Below are 26,249 nucleotides of genomic sequence, written 5' to 3' on the forward strand. Positions count from 1 at the left end.
CAGAGACGATGAGGTAGATAGGTCCGAGGTGGAAGCGTGGTGACACGTGCAGCTGACGGATACTAATCAATCGAGGACTTAACTTATACGAAAAGCGCAGGCGACTGTTCAGGTCATGCGGGATAAGACGAAGACATAGAGTGGCATGGTTTTGCCCACGGAATGGCTTTGGCTTATATCCGCCTTGACCTAGGAGCCGGAGCTAGACAACATGAAAAGCGCAGGCGGATCTATAGACCAATGTCTACTCACATGATTGACTTTCTTATCTAGTTTTGAGGGTGTTTTTAAAATTACCCCTTGATTTTTTGTGAAAACAAGATATAATATTTGTTGTCACTGAAAATGATAATTTGTCTGGTGACGAGGGCGGAGAGGTCACACCTGTTCCCATTCCGAACACAGTAGTTAAGCTCTCCAGCGCCGATGGTAGTTGGGGTTCTTCCCCTGCGAGAGTAGGACGTCGCCAGGCGGTATAAAAATACCACTCTAGCTCAGTTTGAATGGTATGAAAGTAAAAGTTGATAACATTCCACCGTAGCTCAGAGGTAGAGCAATCGGCTGTTAACCGATCGGTCGCAGGTTCGAATCCTGCCGGTGGAGCCATTGGAGAGCTGTCCGAGTGGTCGAAGGAGCACGATTGGAAATCGTGTAGGCCGCTACCGCGGTCTCGAGGGTTCGAATCCCTCGCTCTCCGCCATTATACATATGTGGCCCGTTGGTCAAGTGGTTAAGACATCGCCCTTTCACGGCGGTATCACGGGTTCGAATCCCGTACGGGTCACCATTATATTGGAGGATTAGCTCAGCTGGGAGAGCACCTGCCTTACAAGCAGGGGGTCGGTGGTTCGAGCCCGCCATCCTCCACCATGAAAATTAAATTAGAAATCGCAAAGGCTAAAACAGCTTTTGTAACATCGCGGGGTGGAGCAGTCTGGTAGCTCGTCGGGCTCATAACCCGAAGGTCGCAAGTTCAAATCTTGCCCCCGCAACCAATGGTCCGGTAGTTCAGCTGGTTAGAATGCCTGCCTGTCACGCAGGAGGTCGCGGGTTCGAGTCCCGTCCGGACCGCCATTAAATACATAGGATATTTGTTTAGGAACTTATATCATAATGAAATTACATAGTGGCTCGGTAGCTCAGTCGGTAGAGCAACGGACTGAAAATCCGTGTGTCGGCGGTTCGATTCCGTCCCGAGCCACCATTTTCAAGTTATATTTTTGACTTGAAACCAGTAAGATATAGTAGTAATATTCTAGCTGGGACTCTAATTAATTTAATTGGAGGGGTAGCGAAGTCTGGCTAAACGCGGCGGACTGTAAATCCGCTCCCTTTGGGTTCACAGGTTCGAATCCTGTCCCCTCCACCATTTATTTAATAGTAACGTAGGGGTATAGTTTAATGGTAAAACGAAGGTCTCCAAAACCTTTGATGTGGGTTCGATTCCTACTACCCCTGCCATTTTCATTTTAAAGGAAAATATATGGCGGTTGTGGCGAAGTGGTTAACGCACCGGATTGTGGCTCCGGCATTCGTGGGTTCGATTCCCACCAATCGCCCTTTTGGTATACATTGGGCCATAGCCAAGCGGTAAGGCAACGGGTTTTGATCTCGTGATGCGCTGGTTCGAATCCAGCTGGCCCAGCCATTCATGCGGAAGTAGTTCAGTGGTAGAACACCACCTTGCCAAGGTGGGGGTCGCGGGTTCGAATCCCGTCTTCCGCTCCATTAAAAGTTGGCGGCATAGCCAAGTGGTAAGGCAGAGGTCTGCAAAACCTTTATCACCGGTTCGAATCCGGTTGCCGCCTCCAGAATACATGCCGGTGTGGCGGAATTGGCAGACGCGCACGACTCAAAATCGTGTTCCTTCTGGAGTGTCGGTTCGACCCCGACCACCGGTATCTTCTAGTATTTCTTAAACACGTTAAGTTATTTTATAAACCCTATAAACGTTGATATTTCAGCGTTTATAGGGTTTTCTATTTTTATCGAATACGATTGGAAACGATAGGTTTGAATTTTAAATTACACAATTTTGCACATTAGATGTTGTTTTTTACACATAATTTTTCACATTATGTATTAAGTTTAAAAAATTATTGATCTTCTAAGTAGTCTTCATTTAACCAATCCCGGGAACTTTGATTACAACAACAAAAATGCAGGTCAACATGTTTACCAAGAGAAAAACTTTAATGATCTTGAACTAGAAAATCATTTCTCCATATTTTACTTACGAATTAAGCTTATGTTCTTCCATAATCGCACCAGATTGTGAAAGAGCATTTTCTATTGTACAGTATATTTGTACTGCGCAGCAGTTGTTCTTCCTTTATAACCAACCGTTTGCTTTAATAAGAAATTAAATTGGATTAAAAAAAGATAAATGGTGCTTTAAACTCTAATTACTAAATAATCATCCTCCTCATAAATTCATTCTCGATTATTAAGCCAGGTAAAAACTGATGAAAAAAAGAAACTACCCCCATGATTCCAGCAATTTGATCTGGGGAATAGATGCTAGCTAAGTAATTTTTGTCTATCCATACTGAACACGGCATCTCCTCCCGAGAAACATTTACAGCTCGATTTAACATAGCTGATTTTAGAATTGTATATTCATCGGAACTTATATATGGCTTTAGGTGAGACCAAGTAACATGTAAAAATTTCGGATAGTTTGCTAGTGCTCGATAATCACTTGCTACATCGAAAGAATTGTGAGTTTTGGCGACATCAGATAAAAGTGTTCTAAGGGAAATCGGAGCCTGTGGAATATGAACTAGATCAATATGGGGCATTTGACTGTATATACCTGGCTGGATGTGTCCTTTAATCTGTTTTTGTGTAGTAATGGGACGGTCTGCTAAACTTTCTATCAACAAACTCGCAATCAATAGCAATTTCGGGTTTACATATTGAAAAGTAGAGATAATATTATGAATATGATTAAGCGTTTGATGATGATGATCTTTACTAAAATCATACTGAGGTACTGTTGTTAGGGCTGGAAATCGTAATTTATTCGCAGCAGTCTCCATGTTGATGGTCAACATGTTAGGTCTAACCTGTTGCCAAGCCATTGTTAAAAATTCGGGATAATTTGCTAATGCACGAAAGATAAAATTAACCATTGGGACTTTAAGAACGTATTTAATATCCTCAAACACTTCTTTCACAATCCCACGTGCATCCGACTCAAACACTTCAGGAAACCCATACTGCATCATTTCTTTACCACCTTTCTTAGAAAAATTTTTCTACCCGTACTGAAAGAGTAGGAAAAGTTCCCCTGTCCCTACTCTTTCTTATAAGGTAATTCTGGTTGGGAGAAATGCGGGAATTTTTGAATATTTCGGTATGGCATATAAGGAGGAATTTTTACATTTGCGCAAGAAAGTGGTACTTCAATTTGATCTCCAATATCTGCACGATAGGGTGGCATCATTTGATTGATTTTAGCCAATTCCTCCAATGACAATCCATTGATTTCTGCAATATCCTCAAAGGTTTGGTTTTCAGAAATCATGATTTTATTACGTACTGGTTTAATTTTGCAGGAGCACTGCTTAAAAGTCGGTTGCTTTGATAACGGGTCTGTAAAATCAATAGTAAGTTCATTGGCAGATTGATTATTTTCCCACGTTCCATAATGGAAAGGAACGAAAATAAGTCCAGGTTGAACCGTGTCAACCACTCGAGCTGGAACTTTAATTGAACCTCTTGGGGAGGAAACTTTGACTAGTTCCCCTGGAATTATGCCTAAATTTTCTGCGTCTACAATATTTATCTCCGCATAGCCTTCGGGAGCTATCATTTGTAAATAAGGAGATCTACCCGTTTTCGTTCTTGTATGCCAATGCCAAACGAGTCTCCCGGTAGTTAGCCAAAATGGATATTCTTCTCTTGGTTGCTCCACCGGCGGTACGTAATGGGTGCCATAAAGAATGGCTCTTCCGTTTGCTTGCATTGATTCAAACTCTTCTTTCGTCCTAGGTCTACCAGTAAATAAATCCTTCCCATAGCTCTGCGCATCATCGGGGAAGGTATGGAATTTAAAATCAGAATATAGCCTTGGAGTACCAAGCGGGTACTTTTCATCAATTGGCCAACGTAGTCCATTATATTTTTTCAGCTTTTCATAAGTGGCAGCACTCATATCACTCGGCCTTCCTTTAGAGACTTTTTTCCATTCCTCGAAGCATTGTTCTGGGGTTTCGTAAGTAATTAGTGGTTTACCATCTTTGTCCTTAAAACCCATTCGTTTTGCAAAATCTAGTAAAATACCAAAATCACTTTTTATACCATTTGGTGGATCGACCGCCTTCGTTAGTAGATTAATTGTTCGATCTGCATTTTCCATCGTTCCTTCTTTTTCTCCCCAAATAGCTGGAGGAAGAACAATATCTGCCACTTCGGTTGTTTCGGTTAAAAAGGGATCCTGAACAACAACAAAGGTATTTTCAAATGCTTTTTTTGCTCTTTGTCGATTTGGTAAAGATGCCATTGGATTTGTATTGATGTTCCAAAACAAGCCAATTTTTCCTTTTTCCATTAGATGAACTATCTCTTCAATACCCTTTTCTGGTCCAACTTCTAAGTCTGACGTGTTCACATTCCAAAGCTCTGCCATTTCCTTAATATGTTTCGGATTACCCGGGTTCCTGTTCCCTGGATAGGTACCAACGCCACCAACAGTCCGGTTCCCAGAAGAACTAGGCTGCCCAGCCATATGTAACGGCCCACTACCTGGCTTGCCGATTAATCCTCTTATTAAATGAATGTTATTAATAGCCACACAAGTACTAGTGGCATCCGCTGTTTGGTAAGCACCTTGAAGTGTGGTACATACCAAAGAGTTTGTTTTCCCTATAACTTGAGCAGCCATCTCAATGATATGCCCTGGTATTCCAGTTACTTTTTCTGCCATGGAAGGTGTCCAGGCTTCGGTAGCCCAATGAATACGTTCAAAACCAACCGTGTGTTTTCCGATAAAATCTTTGTCTACCCAACCGTTTTTTAACAGTAGATGGACGATTCCATTCAATAACGCCAAATTGGTTCCAGGCTTTAACTGCAAAAACAAGTCAGCTTCTTTAGCTGTCAGTGTTTTTCTAACATCAACGACAATGATATACGGCTTTCCTGTACGGCGTTTTCGCTCCATAATTCGTTCGAAAAATACCGTGCCAGTTTCTGCTGGATTATGACCAAAAAGCATGATTGTATCGGTTAAATCAACATCTTCAAACGAAGCAGGAACACCATCTGAACCAAACGATTGAAACAAGCACCACTCGGTCGTTGCGGTACACAATCTTGTATTCGCATCTAATAAATGAGAGCGTAAACCAGCTCTACCAATCTTAGCAATCGTATAGTAGGTTTCTAGTGTACCTTGACCAGTAGAGTAAAACGCTATCCCATCGGAACCAATCGTCCGAAGCGTTTCTTTTGTCCTCGTAACAATAAGGTTCATCGCCTCATCCCAAGAAGCAGGCTGCAAGGTACCATCTTTTCTAATTAATGGCGTTGTTAAACGGTCTTGGCTCTTGTTGGCGTACCATTGGTTCTCCCCTTTCGGATCGAGTCGTCCTCGATTTATATCATGATCTTCATTCCCTTTTATCCCAACGATTTTGTTATCTTTTACTCCGATATAACAGCCACAACCAATGGAACAAATGTTACATGTACTATACACCCATTTATCTACATCTCCTTGGCTGTATAAATTAATATCCACTCTTGATTTCTCCCAATTCAATAGTCAGCACCTACTTCCTTTCGATATAACGGCGGAACAATATATCTAGTATCTTCTTCCCCATAAATACCTTTAATGTAAGGAACCAATCGCTCTAAGTCTTTCTGAATACTTTGATACAAATCTAACCGATGTTGAACAACGTTAGATGGCGTGATTTCCATCCAGATGGAAGCTCTTCCCCATGCCCGGACAAGTGGATCGAGAGCCTCGTCATCTCGGTAAAGAATAGAAAATAATTGTTTTAATTGATAAAGGTTCGGTTGGGGTTGATGTAGGATAAGATGAATCTGATAAAGGACATGATTCGATTCATATAAGAGTGGTCTAATTCGAAATTCTAATGGGTTATTATTGATAGGAAAATTCGCGAGGAGGTATTGGAAAGTTTGATATATTCGATCAATAGTATGGTACATTTTAGCCCCCCTTAATAGATATTTGTTAAAAACACAAATATACAGTATAGGTATATGTGATGAATAGGCTTTTATGATACGATAATGTAAGTTTATATAGTTAGTAACTGTTTTTTTTAGAGAAACTAACTTTCGTGGACATACATAGTAATTCCTTATCCCGTCATTTAAAATATAGATAGTAACGAAAAGATTAGTATTTCTACCAACCATCTAACATGTATTATGTAAGTAGAAATGTGCTTTAGGAGACATTGACCTTTAAGGACTTTTCTTGTGTAAAAGTGTGTAAAGTAATCTCAAAACCTACTTTTTTTACAGTTTCCAGTTATCCCTCAAATATTACAACTTGTAATACCCCATAAACAAAAAACTAACTAAACATTTTCTTTAAATCATAAAAAAAGAAACCAAAACAGTCTTCCATATTCAAATTTGTATTCATTTAGGGGCTTACTCATATACCTGTCCTTTCATTCAGCAAAACATGAAGAATCCTATAAACGATAAGCCGTATTGATAATAACCAACTCATAATCAAAATGAAAGATCCTGGCACTCATTTTATAGAGTGCCAGGATCTTCTATAAAACATTTTTTATAGTTATGTTATTGGTGGAGTTTCAGTGCAGCAGTTGCTACTAACTTTCCATATTCTCTTGCAATTTGCATTTCTGTATCATTTGGCTTATTCATTGGAGCTTCTTGAGATGTTTCCACCGGTATAACTGCAGTTGCTCCATAAGGATTACCGTACTGTGCCCGATCCGCATTAACTGGCCCAGCATTAGAAACAAGCACCATACCATGATGTTGCATAGGTGTTTGTAATGCTCGACAAATGTTTTCAACTCCACCATGTTGAGTTGAAGTTGTAGCAAAAACCCCTCCAACTTTCCCTTGAAGGGCTCCGGTAAACCATAGTTGTCCTAATTTAGAAAAGAAAGTTGCCATTTTTGGATTTGGCTCTCCAAAGATACCTGATGAACCCCAAATAATACCTACAGCATCTTTTAACTCATCCGGTTCAACTTCCTCTACCGATTTATAAATCACTTCACAGCCATCAACTTGCTTAGCACCATCTGCAATGGCATTCCCTAGAACTTCTGTATGACCAAACATACTTCCATGTAAAACAAAGATTTTCACACAAATACCCCTTTCAAAGTTGTTCACTATATTTTTCCCAGTTAATGAGTAAATATGTTGAAATCTCAAACAATATAGAAAGGAAAATATCACTTTGAAATTTTGCTTGAATCTATCTTCTGTGGTCTGTTCACAAAATAGATACCACATAGTATTAATCCACCACCTATTAGTGTTGAAAAATGCAATAACTCACCCAGTAGTATCCATCCAAAAACAACCCCAAATAAAGGAGCAAGAAATAAATAGGCACTTACTTTTCCAGGGTCTTCTTTCTGTAAAGAAAGAACCAAATTGCAAATTGTACAATGGAAGCCATGATTGCTAACCATAGGATTATTAAAATCGATACCGACGTAATTTCTATTTCAACTTTTTCAAATAGAGCACTTCCTACCAATAATAAGAGACCACCAGATAACATTTGATAGGCAGTCAATACCCATGTATCGAATGTTGAGCCCCGCTTTTTTAACAACAATGTTGCAATAGACCATGAGACCGCACTTAAGAAACCCAAAAGGGTACCAGATTGTTGCATATCTAAACTTGCCCCTAGTGTAATAAACACACCTAAAAATCCAATTAAGACTCCTAACCACTGAATCCAGCGATATTTTGTTCCCACAAAAATTGTTCCGAAAATAACAACAAGCAAAGGGTTGGTAAAAGTTAAAATGGACGATTCACCAGGAGTTATGGTACGCAGACTTAAAAAGATAGACACTTACCTGAACTAGCATCAACTAGATGCAATCCTGCATGTCGTAATAAAGAATTACCATGTGCAAAACCACTTAAGTCTCCTGCTTCTCCTAAAATGCGGCAAGTGTAATTTTACTAATTCCTTTCATGGCCAGCATTTCTCTGGCAAAAGTAATTTCATCAAGAGCTTTCGTAACTTCCATTTCAACTCGCTCCAGTTGAGCTGTTGCCAGCTCAAACTCTGCAAGCAATTGTTCCAAATGTAACTTATAAGCATCAAGTGCCAGATGAGTACCAACTGATTGTTTAAATAATTCAATGAGTGCTTGAGCTTTTTTAAGCCCAGCGTGACATTTCATTTTTGTTTTCCAGGCTTCAACAATATCCTCAGCCTTCATAGATCGAATTTCTATAGGTGTAGGGAATAGGCGAAGTGTAGCGATGGCTCCTTTTCCTTTTACATCTTTGAATACTTGACGAAGCTCAGGGAAACCACATCAACCCAGCGATTAAGCGATTAATTTGGTTAACGGAACTTACAAGACGTTTAACAACCATGTCACGGTTAGACATTAATACTCGCAGCTTTTCGAAAGATTCTGAGGTAGGACGTATAAAGGAATAGTATCCATTCTTCACCATATCAGCAATAACCAGAGCATCTTTTTTATCACTTTTAGATTGGGTATTATCACGGTTTTCTTTATACTTTTTAACTTAGGTGAGGGTTCACAGTTACTACTTCAATATCGTGATCATACAGCCACTTAGAAAGGTTGACCCAATACCTCGTTATTTTCAAAAGAAAGAGGTTCACCGACAATAATTCCTCGGAAGTTAACAGCACGAGCAACGCCTACGATATCCATTGGGATGGAGGGGGCTCCTGGTCACCAGGCTTCATCTATCAATAAAGATGGGACATTATATACTAATGGGACCCGCGGTTATTATGGCAACGCTCCAACAATGGGTGGATTTGATCAGATGACTGCTACTGTAGGAGGGTTGTGGGATTCTATGTTAGGTGAAGGAAGACATTGGTGGATAACCTCAACGTCCGACTCGCATGTTAACTGGAGAGATGGCGGAACAGATTTTTGGCCTGGTGAGTATTCCAAAACCTATGTAAAGGCTGAAAAAAATTACGAGGATATCATGGAGAGTATTCGTGCAGGTAAGATATTTGTTACGACAGGTGATCTCATTTCTGAACTAGATATAAACGTTCAGACCGGAGGGAGTTCGGTTACGTTTGGTGAAACGCTAACTATCTCAATCAAAGAATCCGATGATGTAACAGTTACGATTCGTCTAAAAGATCCAAGCGTAGATAATGCCAATGGCGATAACCCAGCAGTAAAGCGCGTCGATTTAATTATAGGTGACATAATCGGAAAAGCAGAGGATCGTACAGCATATTCATACCCTACTACCAAAGTGCTAGCACGTTTTACAGCAAAGGATTGGAAACAAAAGGGCGATTATATCGAAATTTCTTATACATTAAAAAACCTTGATAAAAACAGCTATATTCGATTACGAGGCACGAATACAGATCAATTAGAACCTGCTGTAGATCCTAAGGGAGAAGATCCATGGACAGATTTCTGGTTCTATTCAAACCCAGTGTTTATCAAGTTATCTAATTAAAAAGAAGCGGCAACTAACGTTTATATCTTAGCTGCCGCTTTCTTTACTTAAAATGTGCCTGCGTTTATCACTTTAAATAATACTAATCATGCCATTTTTCATAATCCTACTTCCCCATAGCTCGTCATATATGTCAGTCCATTGTCTTGAAATCTCCTCATTAATGAGTGTAAGAAGTTGTTCTTGGTTTTCATAGGCTGACTCTTCGGTGAAATTATAAGAGCCCGTAACGACTTGTTCGTTGTCGATAATGACCATTTTTAAGTGCATTTTTTGGGCGGTATTGACTTTTGCCTCAATACCGTTTTTGGTAAATGCATCTAGAATAGCGGCATTGTTATCTGTTTTTGCTTTGTCTTCATCTGTGAAAAGTCTGACGGTGACTCCTCGATCTTTTGCTTCAAGAATAGCTTCCGCGATATCTGTATCTTCGAAATTGTACATAGCAATGTCCAATGTCTCTTCTGCTTTATTTATAGTGTCAAGAAGAAGCGTTTTTGGATTATTTTCCATACCACTGAAAGCAAAATCAATTCCAATATCATCTTCATCAACAATAAATGAAGTAGAATTACTAGTTAAAAAATGGTTAATAAGTAGTAAATTAAGAAGAAGGGAGACAATACTCCAAAAATATAATAATGTTCTTGAATTGAATGACAATTAAAGACCTCCTAAATAGATTATTATCAGTCTAATTATAATAATTTAGTAAGTCGAGAAGATGTCTATTTTATCATTATCTAACCTCAACATAATCCATTAGACAAGTTAAAGGGCATCGTGCAAACAAAAATAGGTTGATGTGATTTTTTTATTATGATTTATCCATACTCTTGTAAAATTAGTTATAAGAAATTATAAAGTTTTTGTAAATAAGTTCTCGTTTTGACATATACCCGACACATTACTCTAGTAAAGTTCATAGCAGGTGAAAGGAGGGTTAGTAAGTGAAGAAATTAAAATTTCGTCATGAATTAAAATATTATGTTAATTATCATCAGTACTATTTAATCCGTCAGCGGTTACGTTTTTTTCTCAAACAGGATCAGCATGCAAACGAGAAAGGCGAATATCATATTCGGAGTGTTTATTTTGATGATATTGAGAATAAGGCCTTGCAGGAAAAACAAGCAGGTATTCAAGACCGACATAAATATAGAATACGAGTGTATAACAAAAGCGATTCTATTATCCATTTCGAGAAGAAAATTAAACGAAATACACTTATTGCCAAAGAAAAAGAAGCCATTTCAAGACAAACTCTAAATCGATTATTAGCTAATGATTATACCGTACTTGAACAGGAGGAATCTCCACTGTTACGAGAAATTCATTATGAAATGAAAAATAGAATGTTGCGACCGAAAGTAATCGTAGACTATGTAAGAGAGGCGTATATCGCTAGAACAGGAAATGTCCGGATTACGTTTGATAAAGACTTACGGACAGGATTGTATAAAATAGATCCCTTTGATTTAGAACTATATCCTATTAAGACTATAGATGAACCCGTATATATCCTTGAAGTAAAGTATGATGAATATATTCCAAATTATATTCGGGATGCATTACAGTTAAGCGGTTTACAACGACAAGCGGCTTCAAAATATACAATATGTAGAAAATTCACAAAATCAAATTCTTGGGAGGATCAATAAATGCAAGATACTAATACAAATACTTTTTCAGACCTTTTAAATACGGAAGTGCTTTCAAATTTCACTTCCGATATTTCCCTTCTGCAAACTGGGATAACAATGTCAATCTCTTTTTTATTAGGACTTTTTATTTATACACTGTACAAGCGTATTTTTAGCGGGGTACTTTATTCAAAGAATTTTAACATTTCCCTTATTGGACTTTCAATGATTACATCACTAGTTATTATGGCAATAGGCTCGAATCTTATCTTATCACTAGGTATGGTAGGTGCGTTGTCAATCGTTCGTTTTAGAACACCAATTAAAGACCCAACGGATTTAATCTTTTTATTCTGGGCACTAGCTGCTGGTATTATAACAGGTGCTGGATTCTATTCACTAGCAATCTTAGGTTCTGTAATTATCGGAATTGTGATGTTTATTTTTATGAAAAAATCTAGTTTTGAAACACCATATTTATTTGTTGTTAATTTTAAAGGGGAAGAAACAGAAAAAGTAATTTATAAAAAATTAAAACAAGTAGTAAACCGTTTTGAAGTGAAGCAAAAAAATGTGTCAGCTGAAGATGTTGAAGTCACATTCGAGGTTCGTTTAAAAGGTAAGGAACCAAGTTTTGTAAATGGTGTATCAGCGATTGAAGGCGTTGAAAATGCTGTACTAATCAGTTACAACGGGGATTACGTTCAATAAAAGCTTTTGGGGGGACTTCTCACAGTGAGGGTGGATGCTCCCTTTTATTCAAAAAAGTAGGTGATGGATTTGCAATTTCATAGTAAAAGACTACGAAGCGTGATATTGGGTGTCATGCTCTCAGTATTTATGTTTTCTTTTAACGAACATATTACAAATGCCGAAGAGAATACTACGTACACAGATGACTCTATTTTCAAAAAGGATGAAATCAGCACGGTAAATATTGAGATAGACAAAGCCGATTTTCAGGATATGTTGGATAATCCGACTGCAGAAGAATATAAGGAGGCTACGATTACTTATAATGGTAAAACGATTAGGTATGCAGGGGTACGATTTAAAGGCAACTCCTCGTTAAGTTCAGTGGCAGGATCTGAATCAGAACGCTACAGTTTTAAATTGAAATTCGATGAATATATTGATCAGAATTTAGAAGGCTATACGAAAATCAATTTAAACAATAACTGGTCTGACCCATCCTATATGAGGGAGTTTCTTACCTATGAGTTAATGGACCAAATGGGAATTGCAACGCCAAAGTACTCGTATGTTAGAGTTATGGTAAATGGCGAGCTGTATGGACTCTATTTAGCCGTTGAAAATATTGAAGCTCCTTATTTAGAGCGGAATTTCAGTTCAATTTCCGGGAACCTATTTAAAGCAGACATGGGAGCCACTCTAAGCTGGGAAGAAGGCATGTCTATTGCGAATACAGGCTTAGAACAAAAAATAGGTTTTGAGACTAATTCTAACCTTCTCAGTTTTATTGAAGCTCTAGACAATCAAGAAAATGTCGAGGAGTATTTCGATGTAGACTCGTATCTCCGTTATTTAGCTGCTACTACTGTTTTGGCAAGTATGGACAGTTACCAGGGGCGGATGAACCATAATTATTATCTCTATGAACAAAATGGAAAATTTACATTTCTTACATGGGATCAAAATTTGTCTATTGGTGGAATGATGGGAAATGCGGATGCACAAAAAGAAATGCTTATTGATGAACCTACTTCGGGAGCGGTAGAAAACTATCCTCTTGTTGATTATGTACTTTCAAATGGGGAATACAAAGAAACGTATCATACGTATGTGCAAGAAGCAGTTGACTTACTCGATGGGTTGGAAGAAAGAGTAGAAGAATTGAAGACATTAATTGGAGATGCAGTAAAGAATGACCCGACTGCATTTTACACATATGAAGAATTCCTCGCAAACACTGGCGATGAAACAGTTGATAATAAACCTGGAATTGTTGGGTTTATGCAAGCCCGGATAGAGCACGTGCAAAAACAGTTAAATGGAGAAATCCCAAGCTATGAAAATGGAGAAGGAATAGGAGGCGGTATGGGTAGAGGTGGAATGCCTGAAGGAGGATTGCCAGGCGGTATGTCTGAGGGTGCACCTGAGGGTATGCCAGTAGCAGGAATGCAAGAAGGTGGAGGTGAAGAAAGACGGGGAGCCATGTTTGGCGGTGGAGATCGAGGAGGAATGCCCGGGTTTGGGGGAGGAAATCAAGCTAGTAATCCTCAAGGTCAACTGAAGGACCTAATCACTGTCATTGTTTTAATTGTTCTCCTGTTAGGTACCTTGATTTTTATTAATCGTTTCAAAAGGTATCGCGCATAAGAACTCAGAACGTCTAGGTCGCTTAGTTGTAGAGGACAATGACCTATTAACTTACTCTTATAAATAGATATAACATTAAAGATAAACTAAACAACCTTACTTCGATAATATCTGAAGTAAGGTTGTTTTATATAAAATAAATCTATCGTTTATAAATTTGGCCTTTTGTAGTAGATTGGGGTGAGAAAAATTCAAGCTACTGTTTCTTCTACAATTGAAGTGTTGAGTAATCAAGATAGGAATGACTACACCATAAAAAAAATCACTATTTTATTACAGCTCTCCTACTGTATCTAAATCACTCAATATGTCGGGAGACGTTTTGTATCAAAATGTGCAGATAAAAATATAGCTATTAACCAAAATGATTAGTACATAATAAACGATGGAAAGGTATGGCACTTCTAAAACCTTTATCCATTGTTTAATATCTATATAATATTTATCTATTTTACATCAGGCATGTAGGATAATTATTCACCGATTATTTCTGATTTTGGCAAAATAATTCGGAATGTTGTTCCTTTTGATGAGCTACTTAATAGTATTAGATCACCACCGAGTGCTTGGGCAATCATTTTACTAAAAGGTAAACCTAAACCCAGTCCACTAACTTTATATTTTTTGTTTTCTCCGCGGTAAAAACGTTCAAAAATGAAAGTTTGCTCCTTTTTCTGAATACCTATACCGGTATTGCTAATATCAATCATAACGTCTTCTTTATCTGCTGTTATCTTTGCTTCAATCTTGCGTGAATCATCCGTCGCTTGTTTCGCGTTATTCAGTAAATTAGTAATAATTTGCTGCAGGCGAATTGGGTCTACACTAACTTCTATTCGTTCATCCAGGTAGAATAACGAGAGTTAGTAAGTAACGAGTTGTCCAGTAACGCTGTATTGGTATCTTTTTTTTGTTAGTTTTCATAAACACTGAACTGATACCCCAATCCCCGAAGAGTTCTGATTTCGCCTTCTGATTCTGGCCAATCTCTTAATGTTTTTCTTATTCGTTTTATCGATAAATCCACAGCCCTATCACTGCCGTCATAATCCCATCCCCATACACGTTCAATCAACTGATCTCTAGTAAACGTCTGATTCGGATGTTCTGATAAAAATAAAAGTAAGGATAAGTCTCTAGGGAATAATGCAATTTCTTCACTATTGATCTTCACGCGATGTGCTTGCAGGTCCATTTTCTGCAAGACCTTCATGTGCTAAAGATTCACTTGGTATGGATGTCACTTCGTGGAATATGGGTTATACTCATTGGAAAAAATTATTGTACAGATTGAATATGTCGAGAAAATGTCGATGAATATTTAGGTGGAATAAAGTGATAGTTTGTATATAGTTTTATACTTATTACCATGCGTAGTGGCCAAATACAAAAAAGACCTACTCCGTTAATAATTTTCATAACTGATATAGGTCTTTTTTTCTTTATTATTTAAGGTGAGTAAGGTATTGAGTACTTATTATTAAACTCCAACAAGTACTCAATTTCGTATTCAGCTGTTTTTCTTCTAACTAAACATAATATTCTTCCTGCACTTTTGAACCAAAGAGAATTGATTCTATTTCGTCTTTAGCATCCTCATAATTTGCTTCCTTAGCAACCACTTTATCAACAAATTTTATAACATGAAATCCATCTTCTGTTCTTACTGGACCTATGATCTCTGCAGCCTCCGATGTGAATGCTGCATCTTCAAATTCCTGGTTCATTTCTCCTCTACCAAAGTAACCAAGGTCACCCCTATTGAATTTGTTGATTAATCGGTCGAATATTCTTGGACAAGTTCACTAAAATCTGTGCCCGTTTCAAGTGTATCAATCACTTCATAAGCAGTTGCTTCATCTTCATTTGAAATGTGACTCTAACCTTTACTTCTTCTTGTTGGGCAGAAGTAGCTTTATTTTCTTAAAATAGGTTGCATTTCTTCTTCCGTAATCGTAATCCGGTTAACTACCATTAACACTTGCGACATATTCTCCCTTTGTTTTTATTTAGATTGCTTTTTAATTAATTATTAATTTATTGTGTACTTGTTAAAATAACATCGACCGTTTGCAATGTACCATTACGATAAAATTTAATTGTTGCTTTATCCCCACTTTCTAATTGGGTATATAAATATCTACGAAGATCTTCTTCTCCTTCTATTGGTTGATCATTAATTGAAGTAATAATGTCTTTCTGCTGTAATCCTGCAAGCCCCGCCGCAGAATTTTGGTCCACAGAAATAACAATGGCACCTTCAGTTATGCCTTCAGGAAGATTTTGTGCATAAAAAGGATTAATTTCGTTAAGATTAGCTAATCCTACTCCTAAATAAGGTCGTACAACTTGTCCATGTTCCATGATTTCGTCAATAATAGTAACAACTTCATTACTTGGAATTGCAAACCCTAATCCTTCTACACCACTATCGGATATTTTCAGACTGTTAATTCCTATTAATTTCCCAGATGAATTAATGAGCGCACCACCGCTATTCCCTGGGTTGATTGCAGCATCAGTTTGAATAACCTCTAGGTTCCAGTCTCCAACAGAAGTTGACACTGTAATTGTCCTATCAACTGCACTGACGATTCCTTGTGTTACTGTTCTTGATAGCTCTAGGCCAAGTGGGTTACCAATTGCAATTACTTCCTGGCCAGTTCTTAATGCATCTGAATCCCCAAATTCTAGAGGATTAATATCATAGTTCCCAGCAATTTTTAATACAGCAATATCAGTTAATGAATCCGTTCCTACTAATTTAGCTGTAACGACATCCCCATTGTATAGAGATACTTCTATTTCAGATGCTCCTTCAATAACATGATTGTTCGTTACAATATACGCTGCGTCATTCGTTACGTTATAGATAACACCAGATCCAGTTCCACTTAAAAACCATTGAATTTCCTAATCCAATGTATTTTTTCAATAGACTTGTTAAATTTAGTGGTGTTACTAAAGACAGTTATCGGATTATTCACGCATGAACGATTGGGCTGGCAAAGTTCCCGAATTTCTATTTCATTTTTCTCGGGTTTTCTCTTACAAAATACACCAGGTGCCTTCTTATATCATACATTCATGCGTATGAATGCCCACACAGTGTTATAATAATAAATGACTCTCATAAATTCTTGTTATTGGAGGAACACATGCTTACATTTGAAGAAAAGCTAAAAATTATTGAATCCTTACCAGAGTTACGACGAAAAGATGTGTCACTTGGTCGTGTTAATTTCCATTATAAGGAAAGCGTCCAGGATAAAACGACAGTTGTGTATCATCTCCATCCGAATGGGAACGGATTTGTTTACGCGGGACTGATCGAAAATAACAAATACTTAACTGACCATAAAGGCATGGTTAATATACGGGATTTCACTGAACAACAGATTCGCAGCATTATTAAGGAGTCAATTGAATCGCTATCTGAGTCTACGTTTGAAGAGACTTGGGTGAATCATGAGAAACAAGAGCTGAGACTTGTATATGATTTTGACCTGTGGAACATATATGCAGATGAGATGTTGGACGGAACATTTCCTACATATAATGGAGCGGCCAATTATTTAGAGCAAGAAGGGTTTTCGCGCAAGTAATGGCATAGTTTATTAGATAGCCCTCTTCGCAATATGAAAAAGTCAAACAAAACCGTGAAAAAAGGGTCAGCCCCCAAAGTGCTAAAATTTTAAAATGTAAAGTGATGGGGACTGTCTCTTTTCCTACTATGCTGATTAAAGAAAAAGTTGAGTCCGTGGGCAAATTGAGAGCTTTTGTGCCACTAATGGACATCTCTCCTGATTTTACAGGTACAGTTGTTGCCATGGAGGACCATCGATTTTATCAGGCATTAACTGGCCGTAATACCCCCACTTCAAGACTTTGAGCGTACCCCAACAAGACTAAGTGGGGGATAAACGGCAAGTAAATTCCTGATAAGTTCAACTAGATGGAAAACCCCCCCCACTGATGGAAGTTTCACTTTATGAGCATGGGGCCTTTGAATTCATTTCTCTTCTAGGTGACAGTATCTCATAGTGACACATCGTTACCAAATATTATTCCACAATTAAAATTCAGAATTATTATTCTCAGTTTTTTAAGTCTCCACCCTTGTACTATTTAGTGAAAAAGGTGTATAATTCATATCGTAATAAAGTTTTCCGTTAATACATTTCATACACTGCGGATGTGGCGGAACCGGCAGACGCGCTAGATTCAGGGTCTAGTGGTGGAAACACCGTGGGGGTTCGAATCCCTTCATCCGCATCGCTAATTGGAAAAATGAGCCCATAAACCTTTATATTTTAAAGGATTTATGGGCTTTTTTGTTTGGAAAATGATAAACTAGGTCTTCTTCGGCCAAACGGAACTTTCAATTATGCCCGCAAAAGTTTTTAGACTAGACAACTTAGTAGAAAATTCCTACACCATAAAAACGCTATCCGAACACAAATATATTTCCTATCTAAACCTCGATTAATTAATAACAAAGGTTTGATGACAGCAAATAACTCTTCCTTGACTGTTATCGCATAACCCTGGCTGCTTCTTCCTGCCTAAGTATTCTGTACCTTTTATTTTTACGGTAATTTTATATCCTGTTTATAGAAGATTAATAGAGTCCTGGTAGGATTCTAATTGAAAGAGAATTTCATCGTTAAAAGGGAGGAATTGTTTTGTTTAAGAAGCCTGGGAAAAAACTATTACCCATTGCCATGGTGTCTGCACTTGCTGTTGGAACATTGGTAAGTGGAACTCCAAGTATTGATGCAAAGGTGAGTCCAAATCAAGGAAAGATTAAAAACGTTATTTTTATGATTGGAGATGGAATGGGGCCTGCTTACAACACTGCTTACCGATCTCTTAAAGATGATCCATCTACACCTTATATGGAGAATACAGCTTTTGATGAGTATCTGGTTGGTATGCAGGAAACTTATCCATGGGATGAAGAGGAGAACATCACAGATTCAGCAGCTGCAGCTACTTCCATGGCAGCTGGAATCAAAACGTATAATGGTGCCATTTCTGTGGATGTAAATAAGAATGAAGTTGAAACGGTATTGGAACAAGCCAAGGAAGATGGCAAAGCAACAGGACTTGTTGCGACTTCTCAAGTTAACCATGCAACACCAGCATCATTTGGAGCACATGATGAATCTCGCCATAATTACAATGAAATTGCCGATGACTATATTGATGAAAAAGTAAATGGAGAACCCAAAATTGATGTTATCCTTGGTGGGGGAACTTCCTATTTTGAACGTACGAATCGTGATCTTACTGAGGAATTTCAGAAAGAAGGATTCAGTTATGTTACGACAAAAGAAGAATTGATGAATAATGCCAATGAACAGGTGCTGGGTTTATTTGCCCCAGTAGGATTGGATAAAGCTATTGATCGCCCGGAAGAACAACCAACTCTTGCTCAAATGACTGATGCGGCTTTAGATCGATTAAGTAAGGATAAGGATGGCTTTTTCCTAATGGTAGAGGGAAGCCAAATTGACTGGGCTGGACATGACAATGATATCGTATCTGCAATGAGTGAAATGGAGGATTTTGAGCAGTCCTTTAAAAAGGCCATTGATTTTGCAAAAGAGGATGGTCAAACTCTTGTTATCACTACGGCCGATCACTCAACAGGCGGATTTGCCATGGGGATTAACGGTGAATACAAATGGGATCCAGCTCCATTAAAAGCTGCTAAGCGCACTCCTGATTTCATGGCCTCTGAAATTGCCGGTGGTGCAGCGGCTGAGGAAGTATTAGAACAATACATTGATCTGGAATTAACAGATGAAGAAATTCAATCTGTTGCAGATGCAGCAGAGACCAATGATGTAACAACCATTGACAATGCTATTGAAAAAATCTTTGATATTCGCTCCGGTACTGGCTGGACAACAGGTGGACATGATGGTGTAGACGTGAATGTATATGCATACGGCCCACAGGCAGATAAATTCGTAGGTCTCCACGACAACCATGAAGTTGGTCAAATGGTAAAGGATGTCTTAAACAATAAAAGGAATAAAAAATAGCAGAAAACTGTCTGCCCTTGTAAAGAATAATCCTGCCGCTTTTTGGCGGTAGGATTCATCTCTTTTATGCAGGAGGAAATTCTATGAAAAAGGCATTATTAATTGTAATGACAGCATTTACTCTTTCAGGATGCATGAATTCCAATGAAGAATCTTCTGATGAACAGGTACAGCAAAAGTCACAATCGGGAAATGTTCATGCAGAATCTAATGATAAAAAGGAAACATATTCGAATAATCCGCAGGCCCCAGATACTCGCTCTTTAAAGGAAGTTGGCGAGGAATTCAGGGATGAAGACGGAAAAGTTATTCTAAAAGCAATTTCAGATTATCATGAAACGCACATGATTGGACCCATAGAGCTTACCATTTCTAATGTGAAAGTTATGGACTACATCCCCGCCTATCATTTAATTGATTTCTTTCATGGTTATACACATAACGAAACGAATTTTACGTATGTTAAATTCCATGTCACACTGAATAATACATCTGAAGAAAGCGTGAATTTTGCTCCGATTTCTGTTTTAGAAACAAATGAAGGAGAGATCAAAGACTTCGAGGACGATTTTTACCTTCAGAATTTAAATGGAACGCTTTCCGCAAATGAAAGAAAGTCAGGAGAATTAGCCTTTATACTTGACAAAACGGCTCCTGATAAATTGACTGAAATCACGGTAACAACGAGTGACGTGTTTGATAAAAACAATGAGTCCATTCAGAAAGGAAGCAAAATTGAGATTGCATTTTAAGGTCATAGATGGAACGATACATTAATTTGAATGATAGGTAAGAAAGTAAAAATATCGGCAGTTAGTAAAAGCAGTCCTCGCATTTTTAACAAACCATCTATGTGCTTCGACTAAGAAATACGAATAATAATAATATTCTGTTAATAATGATTCGGTAAACTTTCCAATGACTTCAAACGGAAAACTTTTATGAGATGAATGAAAAGATAATAGTGATAGGTTTTTACAGAGCTTTACTACATCCTGAATGTTAATTATACTGAAAAAATATTTGCAATCTTAGAAATGAATGATATACTAAAACCGAACTTAATAAGATTTTTCATATAATCGCGGGGATATGGCCTGCAAGTTTCTACCAGTTTACCGTAAATAAACTGACTATGGAAAGCGAGTCCGGATAACATCTATTTTATACTATCTAAGTGTAGAAGATAGTAAGATGAAAGCATCGATTGTCGCCGGAATGGGCAGCAAGTCGTGTTTTTAAATAGATGATTATCTTATTTCGGTCTAATAGGCTCGAAATACATGCTTTTACATAGTAGGCATGTGTTTCGGGCCTTTTTTTACGATTATATGAAAAATAGAGAATTCATCCAATGGAGTGGGAGGTGTTTTACCAGTTTAAGTTATAACAAACGCAAACGGTAATATTTCATTCGTTTCATGTTTAAAAGGAATAAACGCAATGCGAAATCGTTACAGGACATGCAGTAAGTAGATCTTTTCACTATCTGCATTCTAATTAATAGAAATCGGAGGGGAAATCAATGAGAAATCGTATCTATTTGCTTTTGGTTTTATTTTTATCAGCAGGCTTACTTCTGGTGGCATGTGGCGGAACAGAGAATCCGGGAGAAGAGAAGGCAGGAACCGAGGAAAATGGAGATGCTGCGTCTGGAAATGGTGAGGCTTCTTCAGATTATAAAGTTGCTATGGTTACAGATGAAGGTGGAGTAGACGATAAATCTTTTAATCAATCAGCCTGGGAAGGTATCCAGGCTTGGGGAGAAGAGAATGGATTCTCAAAAGGTGAAAACTATGATTATGCCCAGTCCAATGAGCAAGCAGAATATATGCCTAACATCACTCGATTTGTTCGTGACCAGTATAATCTAGTATTTGGTGTTGGATTTAAATTAAAAGAAGACATTCAAACAGCGGCAGAGCAATTTCCAGATGCGAATTTTGCCATCATTGATGAAGAGGTCGATGCACCAAATGCTGCCAGTGTCAGGTTTAAAGAGCATCAAGGTTCATTCTTAGCTGGCGTAGCTGCTGCCATGAAGACGAAAACAAATAAAGTAGGATTTGTTGGTGGAATTGAATCCCCATTAATAAAGAAATTTCAATCCGGCTTTATCGCAGGTGTAAAATCAGTGAATCCTGATATTAAAGTGGATGTGCAGTATGCTGAATCTTTCACCGACCCTGCAAAAGGGAAATTAATCGCCACCAACATGTATGACAGTGGCGTAGATGTCATTTATCATTCATCTGGCGGGACAGGGAATGGTGTATTTAACCAAGCCAAAGATATTAAGAAAAATGATCCTGAACGTGAAATCTGGGTCATTGGTGTAGACCGTGATCAGCACGATGAAGGTCAAATTGGAGAGCATAATGTAACATTAACTTCCATGATTAAACGTGTCGACGTAGCGGTTCAGGATGTTATCAACAGAGGAATGAAGGGTGAATTCCCTGGAGGAGAATTATTGGAATACGGCTTAGATGAAAATGGGATAGCTGTTGCTGTAACAAATAAAGAAGCTATGACAGAAGAAATCATTACGGCAATTGAAGATTGGAAAGAACAAATTCTTAACGGTGAAGTGAAAGTGCCACAAACGATCGAGGAATTAGAGACATACCTTAATTCATTATAAATGGAAGCGGGGAAGGTATATGAATCCTTCCCACTTAATGGATCGTCTATCTGAAATCTTCAACGAAAGAGGGGTGAATGAAAGCCTTCTTTCGTTGATTTTCATTTTAAAAGCCTGGTAACTTGAACGAGAGCTTCATAAGGAGTGAACAAACTTGGAATATGCGATTGAAATGTTAAATATAAGGAAAGAGTTTCCCGGCATTGTTGCAAATGATAACATTACAATCCAATTAAAGAAAGGCGAAATCCATGCTTTATTGGGTGAGAATGGTGCAGGAAAATCAACACTGATGAATGTATTATTTGGTTTATATCAACCTGAAAAAGGCGAAATTCGTGTCAAAGATAAAAATGTAAAAATAACGAATCCAAACATTGCAAATGAGTTAGGAATTGGGATGGTGCATCAGCACTTTATGCTGGTGGAACCATTTACTGTTACGCAAAACATCGTGTTAGGGAAGGAGCCGACCAATAAATTTGGCAGGATTGATATTGCAAAGGCAAGAGATGAGATTCAGGAACTATCTGATCGATATGGATTAAAAGTAAATCCTGATTCAAAGATTCGTGATATTTCTGTAGGGATGCAGCAGCGTGTCGAAATCCTGAAAACACTCTATCGGGGTGCTGAAGTTTTAATTTTCGACGAACCAACGGCTGTCCTGACCCCTCAGGAGATTCGTGAATTGATGGAAATCATGCGTTCCCTTGTTAAAGAGGGGAAATCTATCATTCTAATCACACACAAATTAAAGGAAATTATGGACGTTTGTGATCGGTGTACGGTTATTCGTAAAGGCAAGGGGATTGGCACGGTAAATGTTTCAGAAACCAATGCTACTGAACTTGCATCGTGGATGGTTGGTCGTGAGGTTCATTTTAAAACAGAGAAAAAAGAAGCTAAGCCAGGAGATCATGTTCTTCAGATTGAGAATTTAGTTGTAAGAGATACCAGAAAAGTGGACATCATTAAAGGCTTGAATTTAGACGTTCGTGCTGGCGAAATCGTTGGTATAGCTGGTGTTGATGGCAACGGTCAATCGGAACTCATTGAGGCCATAACTGGGTTGACAAAAATCAGGTCGGGGTCTATTAAGATAAATGACAGAGAAATTTCCAATCTTTCTCCCAGGAAAATAACAGAAAGTGGTGTCGGGCACATTCCTCAGGACCGCCATAAATATGGCCTTGTTTTAGACTACTCAATCGGCGAAAACATTGTATTGCAAACATACTATAAAAAGCCTTACTCCAGAGCAAAAGTATTAAATTATAAAGAAATCTTCAGTAAAGCTCAACGTTTAATAAAAGAATATGATGTCCGTACGCCAAGTGCATATACGAAAGCGCGGGCTCTGTCCGGTGGCAATCAGCAGAAGGCGATCATTGGACGAGAAATTAATCGTTCACCTGATTTACTTATTGCTGCTCAGCCAACGCGAGGTCTTGATGTTGGAGCCGTGGAATTTATTCATCAAAAGTTAATTGAAGAACGTGATAAAGGAAAAGCCATTCTCCTGGTATCCTTTGAACTTGATGAAATCATGAATGTCAGTGACAGGATAGCTGTGATGTTTGATGGAAGGATTGTCGCTAATTTAAAACCTGATGAAACAAACGAACAGGAGCTTGGCCTGTTAATGGCCGGCAGTCAGGGGAAGGCAGGTGAGAGTAATCATGACATCCAATAGAAAAATGTTTGGAATTATTGTACCTATCATTTCGGTACTTCTTGGACTGATTGCTGGTGCAGTGATTATGATTAGCTCTGGCCATAATCCGATTAAGGGCTATGCTGCCTTATGGAACGGTGCTTTTGGTGATGCTTATACCCTGGGAGAGACGATCAGGAGAACGGCCCCATTAATTTTAACAGGACTTGCGGTTGCATTTGCCTTTAAAACGGGTCTTTTTAATATTGGTGCAGAAGGACAAGTTATTGTTGGCTGGCTCGCTTCCGTATGGGTTGGATTGGCTATTGATGCCCCGATGATTATCCATCTTCCCCTGGCTGTACTTGCAGGAGCAATTGCTGGCGGCCTATGGGGATTTTTGCCTGGTTTACTGAAAGCAAAACTTGGGGTTCATGAAGTCATTGTAACAATTATGATGAACTACATTGCCTTGCACGTGACAAATGAGATTATAAGAAGCGTCTTAACTGACCAAAAAACAACGACTGAAGCCATACCGGAAACGGCGTCATTAGCATCATCCTGGTTACAAAGTATTACATTCTACTCCAGAGTTCACTATGGAATCTTAATTGCTCTGCTCGCTGTATTCATTATGTGGTTTCTTATCGAACGAACCACCTATGGATATGAATTTAAGGCAGTAGGTTTCAATCAGCATGCCTCTCACTATTCAGGGATGAACGTTAGTAAAAATATCATTTGGTCAATGGTGATAGCAGGTGGATTTGCGGGTCTTGCCGGTGCAATGGAAGGACTTGGTACGTATGGGTCCATTTCTGTCATGTCAGGATTCACCAACCTTGGATTTGATGGTATTGCCGTGGCGCTGCTTGGATCAAATCATGCCTTTGGTATTGTCTTAGCTGCCTTATTATTTGGAGCATTAAAAGAAGGTGCCGGGGAAATGCCGACCACAGCAGGGGTACCTACTGAGCTCGTTGATATCATCATTGCCCTCATTATCTTTTTCGTTGCTTCCAGTTACATTATTCGCTGGGCAATACTTCGCTTTAAAAAGGAGGAGAAATAGATGCTTGATACTTTACAGTCCATTATTCCTACTGTTCTGTTCTATTCCGCACCTCTTATTTTAACAGCTTTAGGCGGAGTATTCAGTGAAAGATCCGGGGTTGTAAATATTGGGTTGGAAGGCCTCATGGTGATGGGTGCTTTTATAGGTATTGTTTTTAACCTTACCTTTTCAGATGTTTTAGGTTCATGGACCCCTTGGATATCTATAGTTGTGGCAGCAGTCATTGGAGCCATCTTTTCCATTATTCATGCAGTAGCTTCTGTATCCTTTAACGCTAATCAGGTTGTTAGTGGTGTTGCAATTAATATGCTTGCTTTAGGGATCGGGGTTTATTTAACAAAAGTTCTGTATGATAAAGGACAGACAGATATGGTTGATGAACCCTTCTATACGACAAATATTCCCGTGTTATCTGATATTCCAATCATCGGTCCTTTATTCTTTGAGGGAAACTATATGACTTCTTATATTGCAATATTATTAGCTTTTGTTTCATGGTATGTATTGTACAGAACTCCATTTGGTTTACGTCTGAGAGCGGTTGGGGAGCATCCATTGGCAGCCGACACGAATGGAATTAAAGTTGCCAGAATGCGTTATATAGCTGTTATACTTTCAGGAGCATTCGGTGGATTAGGAGGATCCGTATTTGCTCTTACCATTGTATCTAATTTTTCCCATTCAACCATTGCTGGACAGGGGTTTATTTCTTTAGCGGCTGTAATTTTTGGGAAATGGCATCCCCTTGGAGCGATGGGGGCTGCCTTGTTTTTCGGGCTGGCTCAAAGCCTGAGTGTTATCAGTGCGGGAGTCCCTCTGCTGGAGAATATCCCACAGGTGTTCCTGTTAATCGCACCTTATGTTTTAACTATTCTAGCTTTAGCAGGCTTTATTGGCCGTGCCGAGGCTCCACAGGCAAACGGAGAACCTTATATTAAAGGAAGCAGATAAAGAATAAATAAAGGTACCTGATACTTCAAATTGACACATGTCTATTGGAGTACCGGGTACCTTTTTTACTAATAGAAAAGCGGAGGCGACCGATTAGGCCCGACGGCATAAGCAGAATATCCGGGAGTGGCCGCTTTTTGGCCATGGAGGGTATTCTGCTTATGACCGCTTGGGCCTGGGAGCCGCA

The 26,249-nt window shown here is 38.6% G+C and carries 20 protein-coding genes, 15 tRNA genes, 2 rRNA genes, 3 pseudogenes and 1 riboswitch; of the genes and pseudogenes, 29 read left to right on the forward strand and 11 right to left on the reverse strand.

Annotation, left to right across the window (positions count from 1 at the left end; genetic code table 11):
- From ABD006_RS06650 to ABD006_RS06725, 16 genes are all read left to right on the forward strand, one after another.
- Positions 1 to 86, forward strand: a 23S ribosomal RNA gene (locus tag ABD006_RS06650); the annotation flags it as partial.
- A 270-nt stretch (positions 87 to 356) separates the two neighbouring features.
- Positions 357 to 472 (forward strand): 5S ribosomal RNA (gene rrf, locus ABD006_RS06655).
- A gap of 59 nt (positions 473 to 531) precedes the next feature.
- Positions 532 to 606 (forward strand) — tRNA-Asn (locus ABD006_RS06660).
- A gap of 2 nt (positions 607 to 608) precedes the next feature.
- Positions 609 to 700, forward strand: a tRNA-Ser gene (locus tag ABD006_RS06665).
- Between the two features lie 12 nt (positions 701 to 712).
- Positions 713 to 787 (forward strand) — tRNA-Glu (locus tag ABD006_RS06670).
- A 7-nt stretch (positions 788 to 794) separates the two neighbouring features.
- Positions 795 to 870, forward strand: a tRNA-Val gene (locus tag ABD006_RS06675).
- Between the two features lie 48 nt (positions 871 to 918).
- Positions 919 to 995 (forward strand) — tRNA-Met (locus tag ABD006_RS06680).
- Between the two features lie 2 nt (positions 996 to 997).
- Positions 998 to 1,074: transfer RNA gene (locus tag ABD006_RS06685), tRNA-Asp, on the forward strand.
- A 54-nt stretch (positions 1,075 to 1,128) separates the two neighbouring features.
- Positions 1,129 to 1,204 (forward strand) — tRNA-Phe (locus ABD006_RS06690).
- A 78-nt stretch (positions 1,205 to 1,282) separates the two neighbouring features.
- Positions 1,283 to 1,369: transfer RNA gene (locus tag ABD006_RS06695), tRNA-Tyr, on the forward strand.
- An 18-nt stretch (positions 1,370 to 1,387) separates the two neighbouring features.
- Positions 1,388 to 1,461 (forward strand) — tRNA-Trp (locus tag ABD006_RS06700).
- 25 nt (positions 1,462 to 1,486) lie between these two features.
- Positions 1,487 to 1,559, forward strand: a tRNA-His gene (locus ABD006_RS06705).
- 14 nt (positions 1,560 to 1,573) lie between these two features.
- Positions 1,574 to 1,648 (forward strand) — tRNA-Gln (locus ABD006_RS06710).
- A 5-nt stretch (positions 1,649 to 1,653) separates the two neighbouring features.
- Positions 1,654 to 1,728 (forward strand) — tRNA-Gly (locus ABD006_RS06715).
- Positions 1,729 to 1,737: 9 nt separating this feature from the next.
- Positions 1,738 to 1,811: transfer RNA gene (locus ABD006_RS06720), tRNA-Cys, on the forward strand.
- Positions 1,812 to 1,819: 8 nt separating this feature from the next.
- A tRNA-Leu gene (locus ABD006_RS06725) sits at positions 1,820 to 1,901 on the forward strand.
- 507 nt (positions 1,902 to 2,408) lie between these two features.
- Here ABD006_RS06725 and ABD006_RS06730 read toward each other — a convergent pair.
- The 6 genes and pseudogenes from ABD006_RS06730 to ABD006_RS06755 all read right to left on the reverse strand — a co-directional run.
- Positions 2,409 to 3,230 carry a halocarboxylic acid dehydrogenase DehI family protein gene (locus ABD006_RS06730; RefSeq protein WP_343839057.1) on the reverse strand — a complete coding sequence of 274 codons (822 nt, stop codon included), beginning with the start codon at positions 3,228 to 3,230 and terminating at the stop codon, positions 2,409 to 2,411.
- A 68-nt stretch (positions 3,231 to 3,298) separates the two neighbouring features.
- On the reverse strand, positions 3,299 to 5,746 hold the full coding sequence (locus ABD006_RS06735; protein ID WP_343839059.1) for a molybdopterin oxidoreductase family protein: 2,448 nt from the start codon (positions 5,744 to 5,746) through the stop codon (positions 3,299 to 3,301).
- A gap of 17 nt (positions 5,747 to 5,763) precedes the next feature.
- Complete coding sequence (locus tag ABD006_RS06740; RefSeq protein ID WP_343839061.1) at positions 5,764 to 6,186, reverse strand: hypothetical protein; 423 nt, start codon at positions 6,184 to 6,186, stop codon at positions 5,764 to 5,766.
- Positions 6,187 to 6,795: 609 nt separating this feature from the next.
- Positions 6,796 to 7,488, reverse strand: a complete 693-nt coding sequence (locus ABD006_RS06745; protein WP_343839063.1) for a flavodoxin domain-containing protein — start codon at positions 7,486 to 7,488, stop codon at positions 6,796 to 6,798.
- Positions 7,428 to 8,059, reverse strand: a pseudogene (locus ABD006_RS06750) (DMT family transporter); the annotation flags it as partial. The pseudogene ABD006_RS06750 and the gene ABD006_RS06745, both read right to left, overlap by 61 nt.
- Positions 8,060 to 8,064: 5 nt before the next feature.
- Positions 8,065 to 8,897: pseudogene (locus ABD006_RS06755) on the reverse strand (IS110 family transposase); the annotation flags it as partial.
- Between the two features lie 19 nt (positions 8,898 to 8,916).
- On the opposite strand from ABD006_RS06755, the gene ABD006_RS06760 reads away from it, so the two are divergent.
- On the forward strand, positions 8,917 to 9,696 hold the full coding sequence (locus ABD006_RS06760; protein WP_343839065.1) for a CehA/McbA family metallohydrolase domain-containing protein: 780 nt from the start codon (positions 8,917 to 8,919) through the stop codon (positions 9,694 to 9,696).
- Positions 9,697 to 9,768: 72 nt separating this feature from the next.
- Here the strand turns inward: ABD006_RS06760 and ABD006_RS06765 are convergent, their stop codons facing one another.
- Complete coding sequence (locus ABD006_RS06765) at positions 9,769 to 10,359, reverse strand: phospholipase D-like domain-containing protein (RefSeq protein ID WP_343839067.1); 591 nt, start codon at positions 10,357 to 10,359, stop codon at positions 9,769 to 9,771.
- A gap of 287 nt (positions 10,360 to 10,646) precedes the next feature.
- Here ABD006_RS06765 and ABD006_RS06770 point away from each other — a divergent pair, with 287 nt between their 5' ends.
- The 3 genes from ABD006_RS06770 (at position 10,647) to ABD006_RS06780 (ending at position 13,679) form a co-directional block, all read left to right on the forward strand.
- Positions 10,647 to 11,357: a polyphosphate polymerase domain-containing protein gene (locus tag ABD006_RS06770; RefSeq protein ID WP_343839069.1), complete on the forward strand. Its 711-nt coding sequence runs from the start codon at positions 10,647 to 10,649 to the stop codon at positions 11,355 to 11,357.
- Positions 11,358 to 12,050: a DUF4956 domain-containing protein gene (locus ABD006_RS06775; protein ID WP_343839071.1), complete on the forward strand. Its 693-nt coding sequence runs from the start codon at positions 11,358 to 11,360 to the stop codon at positions 12,048 to 12,050.
- 63 nt (positions 12,051 to 12,113) lie between these two features.
- Complete coding sequence (locus tag ABD006_RS06780; RefSeq protein ID WP_343839073.1) at positions 12,114 to 13,679, forward strand: CotH kinase family protein; 1,566 nt, start codon at positions 12,114 to 12,116, stop codon at positions 13,677 to 13,679.
- 473 nt (positions 13,680 to 14,152) lie between these two features.
- Here ABD006_RS06780 and ABD006_RS06785 read toward each other — a convergent pair whose 3' ends face one another.
- The 4 genes and pseudogenes from ABD006_RS06785 to ABD006_RS06800 form a co-directional block, all read right to left on the reverse strand.
- Positions 14,153 to 14,527, reverse strand: a complete 375-nt coding sequence (locus ABD006_RS06785; RefSeq protein WP_343840242.1) for an ATP-binding protein — start codon at positions 14,525 to 14,527, stop codon at positions 14,153 to 14,155.
- Positions 14,528 to 14,592: 65 nt separating this feature from the next.
- A pseudogene (locus ABD006_RS06790) lies at positions 14,593 to 14,874 on the reverse strand (winged helix-turn-helix domain-containing protein); the annotation flags it as partial.
- 334 nt (positions 14,875 to 15,208) lie between these two features.
- Positions 15,209 to 15,469 carry a peptidylprolyl isomerase gene (locus ABD006_RS06795; RefSeq protein WP_425542206.1) on the reverse strand — a complete coding sequence of 87 codons (261 nt, stop codon included), beginning with the start codon at positions 15,467 to 15,469 and terminating at the stop codon, positions 15,209 to 15,211.
- 247 nt (positions 15,470 to 15,716) lie between these two features.
- The gene (locus ABD006_RS06800) at positions 15,717 to 16,589 is read right to left on the reverse strand and encodes a S1C family serine protease (protein WP_425542207.1); all 873 of its coding nucleotides are present in this window, start codon (positions 16,587 to 16,589) and stop codon (positions 15,717 to 15,719) included.
- A 248-nt stretch (positions 16,590 to 16,837) separates the two neighbouring features.
- Here ABD006_RS06800 and ABD006_RS06805 point away from each other — a divergent pair, with 248 nt between their 5' ends.
- From ABD006_RS06805 to ABD006_RS06845, 9 genes are all read left to right on the forward strand, one after another.
- Positions 16,838 to 17,284: a hypothetical protein gene (locus ABD006_RS06805; RefSeq protein ID WP_343839077.1), complete on the forward strand. Its 447-nt coding sequence runs from the start codon at positions 16,838 to 16,840 to the stop codon at positions 17,282 to 17,284.
- 104 nt (positions 17,285 to 17,388) lie between these two features.
- Positions 17,389 to 17,571, forward strand: coding sequence for a hypothetical protein (locus tag ABD006_RS06810; RefSeq protein WP_343839079.1), 183 nt, complete (start codon positions 17,389 to 17,391; stop codon positions 17,569 to 17,571).
- A gap of 299 nt (positions 17,572 to 17,870) precedes the next feature.
- A tRNA-Leu gene (locus ABD006_RS06815) sits at positions 17,871 to 17,954 on the forward strand.
- Positions 17,955 to 18,364: 410 nt separating this feature from the next.
- Positions 18,365 to 19,732 carry an alkaline phosphatase gene (locus tag ABD006_RS06820; RefSeq protein WP_343839081.1) on the forward strand — a complete coding sequence of 456 codons (1,368 nt, stop codon included), beginning with the start codon at positions 18,365 to 18,367 and terminating at the stop codon, positions 19,730 to 19,732.
- Between the two features lie 83 nt (positions 19,733 to 19,815).
- Complete coding sequence (locus tag ABD006_RS06825) at positions 19,816 to 20,484, forward strand: DUF4352 domain-containing protein (RefSeq protein WP_343839083.1); 669 nt, start codon at positions 19,816 to 19,818, stop codon at positions 20,482 to 20,484.
- 302 nt (positions 20,485 to 20,786) lie between these two features.
- Positions 20,787 to 20,888, forward strand: a riboswitch (purine riboswitch).
- Between the two features lie 369 nt (positions 20,889 to 21,257).
- Positions 21,258 to 22,376: a BMP family lipoprotein gene (locus ABD006_RS06830; protein ID WP_343839085.1), complete on the forward strand. Its 1,119-nt coding sequence runs from the start codon at positions 21,258 to 21,260 to the stop codon at positions 22,374 to 22,376.
- A 154-nt stretch (positions 22,377 to 22,530) separates the two neighbouring features.
- Complete coding sequence (locus ABD006_RS06835; protein ID WP_343839087.1) at positions 22,531 to 24,072, forward strand: ABC transporter ATP-binding protein; 1,542 nt, start codon at positions 22,531 to 22,533, stop codon at positions 24,070 to 24,072.
- Positions 24,059 to 25,108: an ABC transporter permease gene (locus tag ABD006_RS06840; RefSeq protein ID WP_343839089.1), complete on the forward strand. Its 1,050-nt coding sequence runs from the start codon at positions 24,059 to 24,061 to the stop codon at positions 25,106 to 25,108. Before ABD006_RS06835 ends, ABD006_RS06840 begins: the two co-directional genes overlap by 14 nt.
- Positions 25,109 to 26,062 carry an ABC transporter permease gene (locus ABD006_RS06845; protein ID WP_343839091.1) on the forward strand — a complete coding sequence of 318 codons (954 nt, stop codon included), beginning with the start codon at positions 25,109 to 25,111 and terminating at the stop codon, positions 26,060 to 26,062.
- The last annotated feature ends 187 nt before the right edge of the window (positions 26,063 to 26,249 follow it).

It is taken from the genome of Salinibacillus aidingensis (assembly GCF_039522525.1).
Classification (GTDB): domain Bacteria; phylum Bacillota; class Bacilli; order Bacillales; family Alkalibacillaceae; genus Salinibacillus; species Salinibacillus aidingensis.

What these genes read in the sequence shown, in the direction of transcription:
- ABD006_RS06740 (WP_343839061.1), bottom strand. Translation starts at nt 6,186, where the DNA reads ATGTACCATACTATTGATCGAATATATCAAACTTTCCAATACCTCCTC.
- ABD006_RS06730 (WP_343839057.1), bottom strand. Translation starts at nt 3,230, where the DNA reads ATGATGCAGTATGGGTTTCCTGAAGTGTTTGAGTCGGATGCACGTGGG.
- ABD006_RS06775 (WP_343839071.1), top strand. Translation starts at nt 11,358, where the DNA reads ATGCAAGATACTAATACAAATACTTTTTCAGACCTTTTAAATACGGAA.
- ABD006_RS06810 (WP_343839079.1), top strand. Translation starts at nt 17,389, where the DNA reads ATGGGGACTGTCTCTTTTCCTACTATGCTGATTAAAGAAAAAGTTGAG.
- ABD006_RS06845 (WP_343839091.1), top strand. Translation starts at nt 25,109, where the DNA reads ATGCTTGATACTTTACAGTCCATTATTCCTACTGTTCTGTTCTATTCC.
- ABD006_RS06745 (WP_343839063.1), bottom strand. Translation starts at nt 7,488, where the DNA reads ATGTGGTATCTATTTTGTGAACAGACCACAGAAGATAGATTCAAGCAA.
- ABD006_RS06760 (WP_343839065.1), top strand. Translation starts at nt 8,917, where the DNA reads ATGGAGGGGGCTCCTGGTCACCAGGCTTCATCTATCAATAAAGATGGG.
- ABD006_RS06830 (WP_343839085.1), top strand. Translation starts at nt 21,258, where the DNA reads ATGAGAAATCGTATCTATTTGCTTTTGGTTTTATTTTTATCAGCAGGC.
- ABD006_RS06805 (WP_343839077.1), top strand. Translation starts at nt 16,838, where the DNA reads ATGCTTACATTTGAAGAAAAGCTAAAAATTATTGAATCCTTACCAGAG.
- ABD006_RS06825 (WP_343839083.1), top strand. Translation starts at nt 19,816, where the DNA reads ATGAAAAAGGCATTATTAATTGTAATGACAGCATTTACTCTTTCAGGA.
- ABD006_RS06780 (WP_343839073.1), top strand. Translation starts at nt 12,114, where the DNA reads ATGGATTTGCAATTTCATAGTAAAAGACTACGAAGCGTGATATTGGGT.
- ABD006_RS06840 (WP_343839089.1), top strand. Translation starts at nt 24,059, where the DNA reads ATGACATCCAATAGAAAAATGTTTGGAATTATTGTACCTATCATTTCG.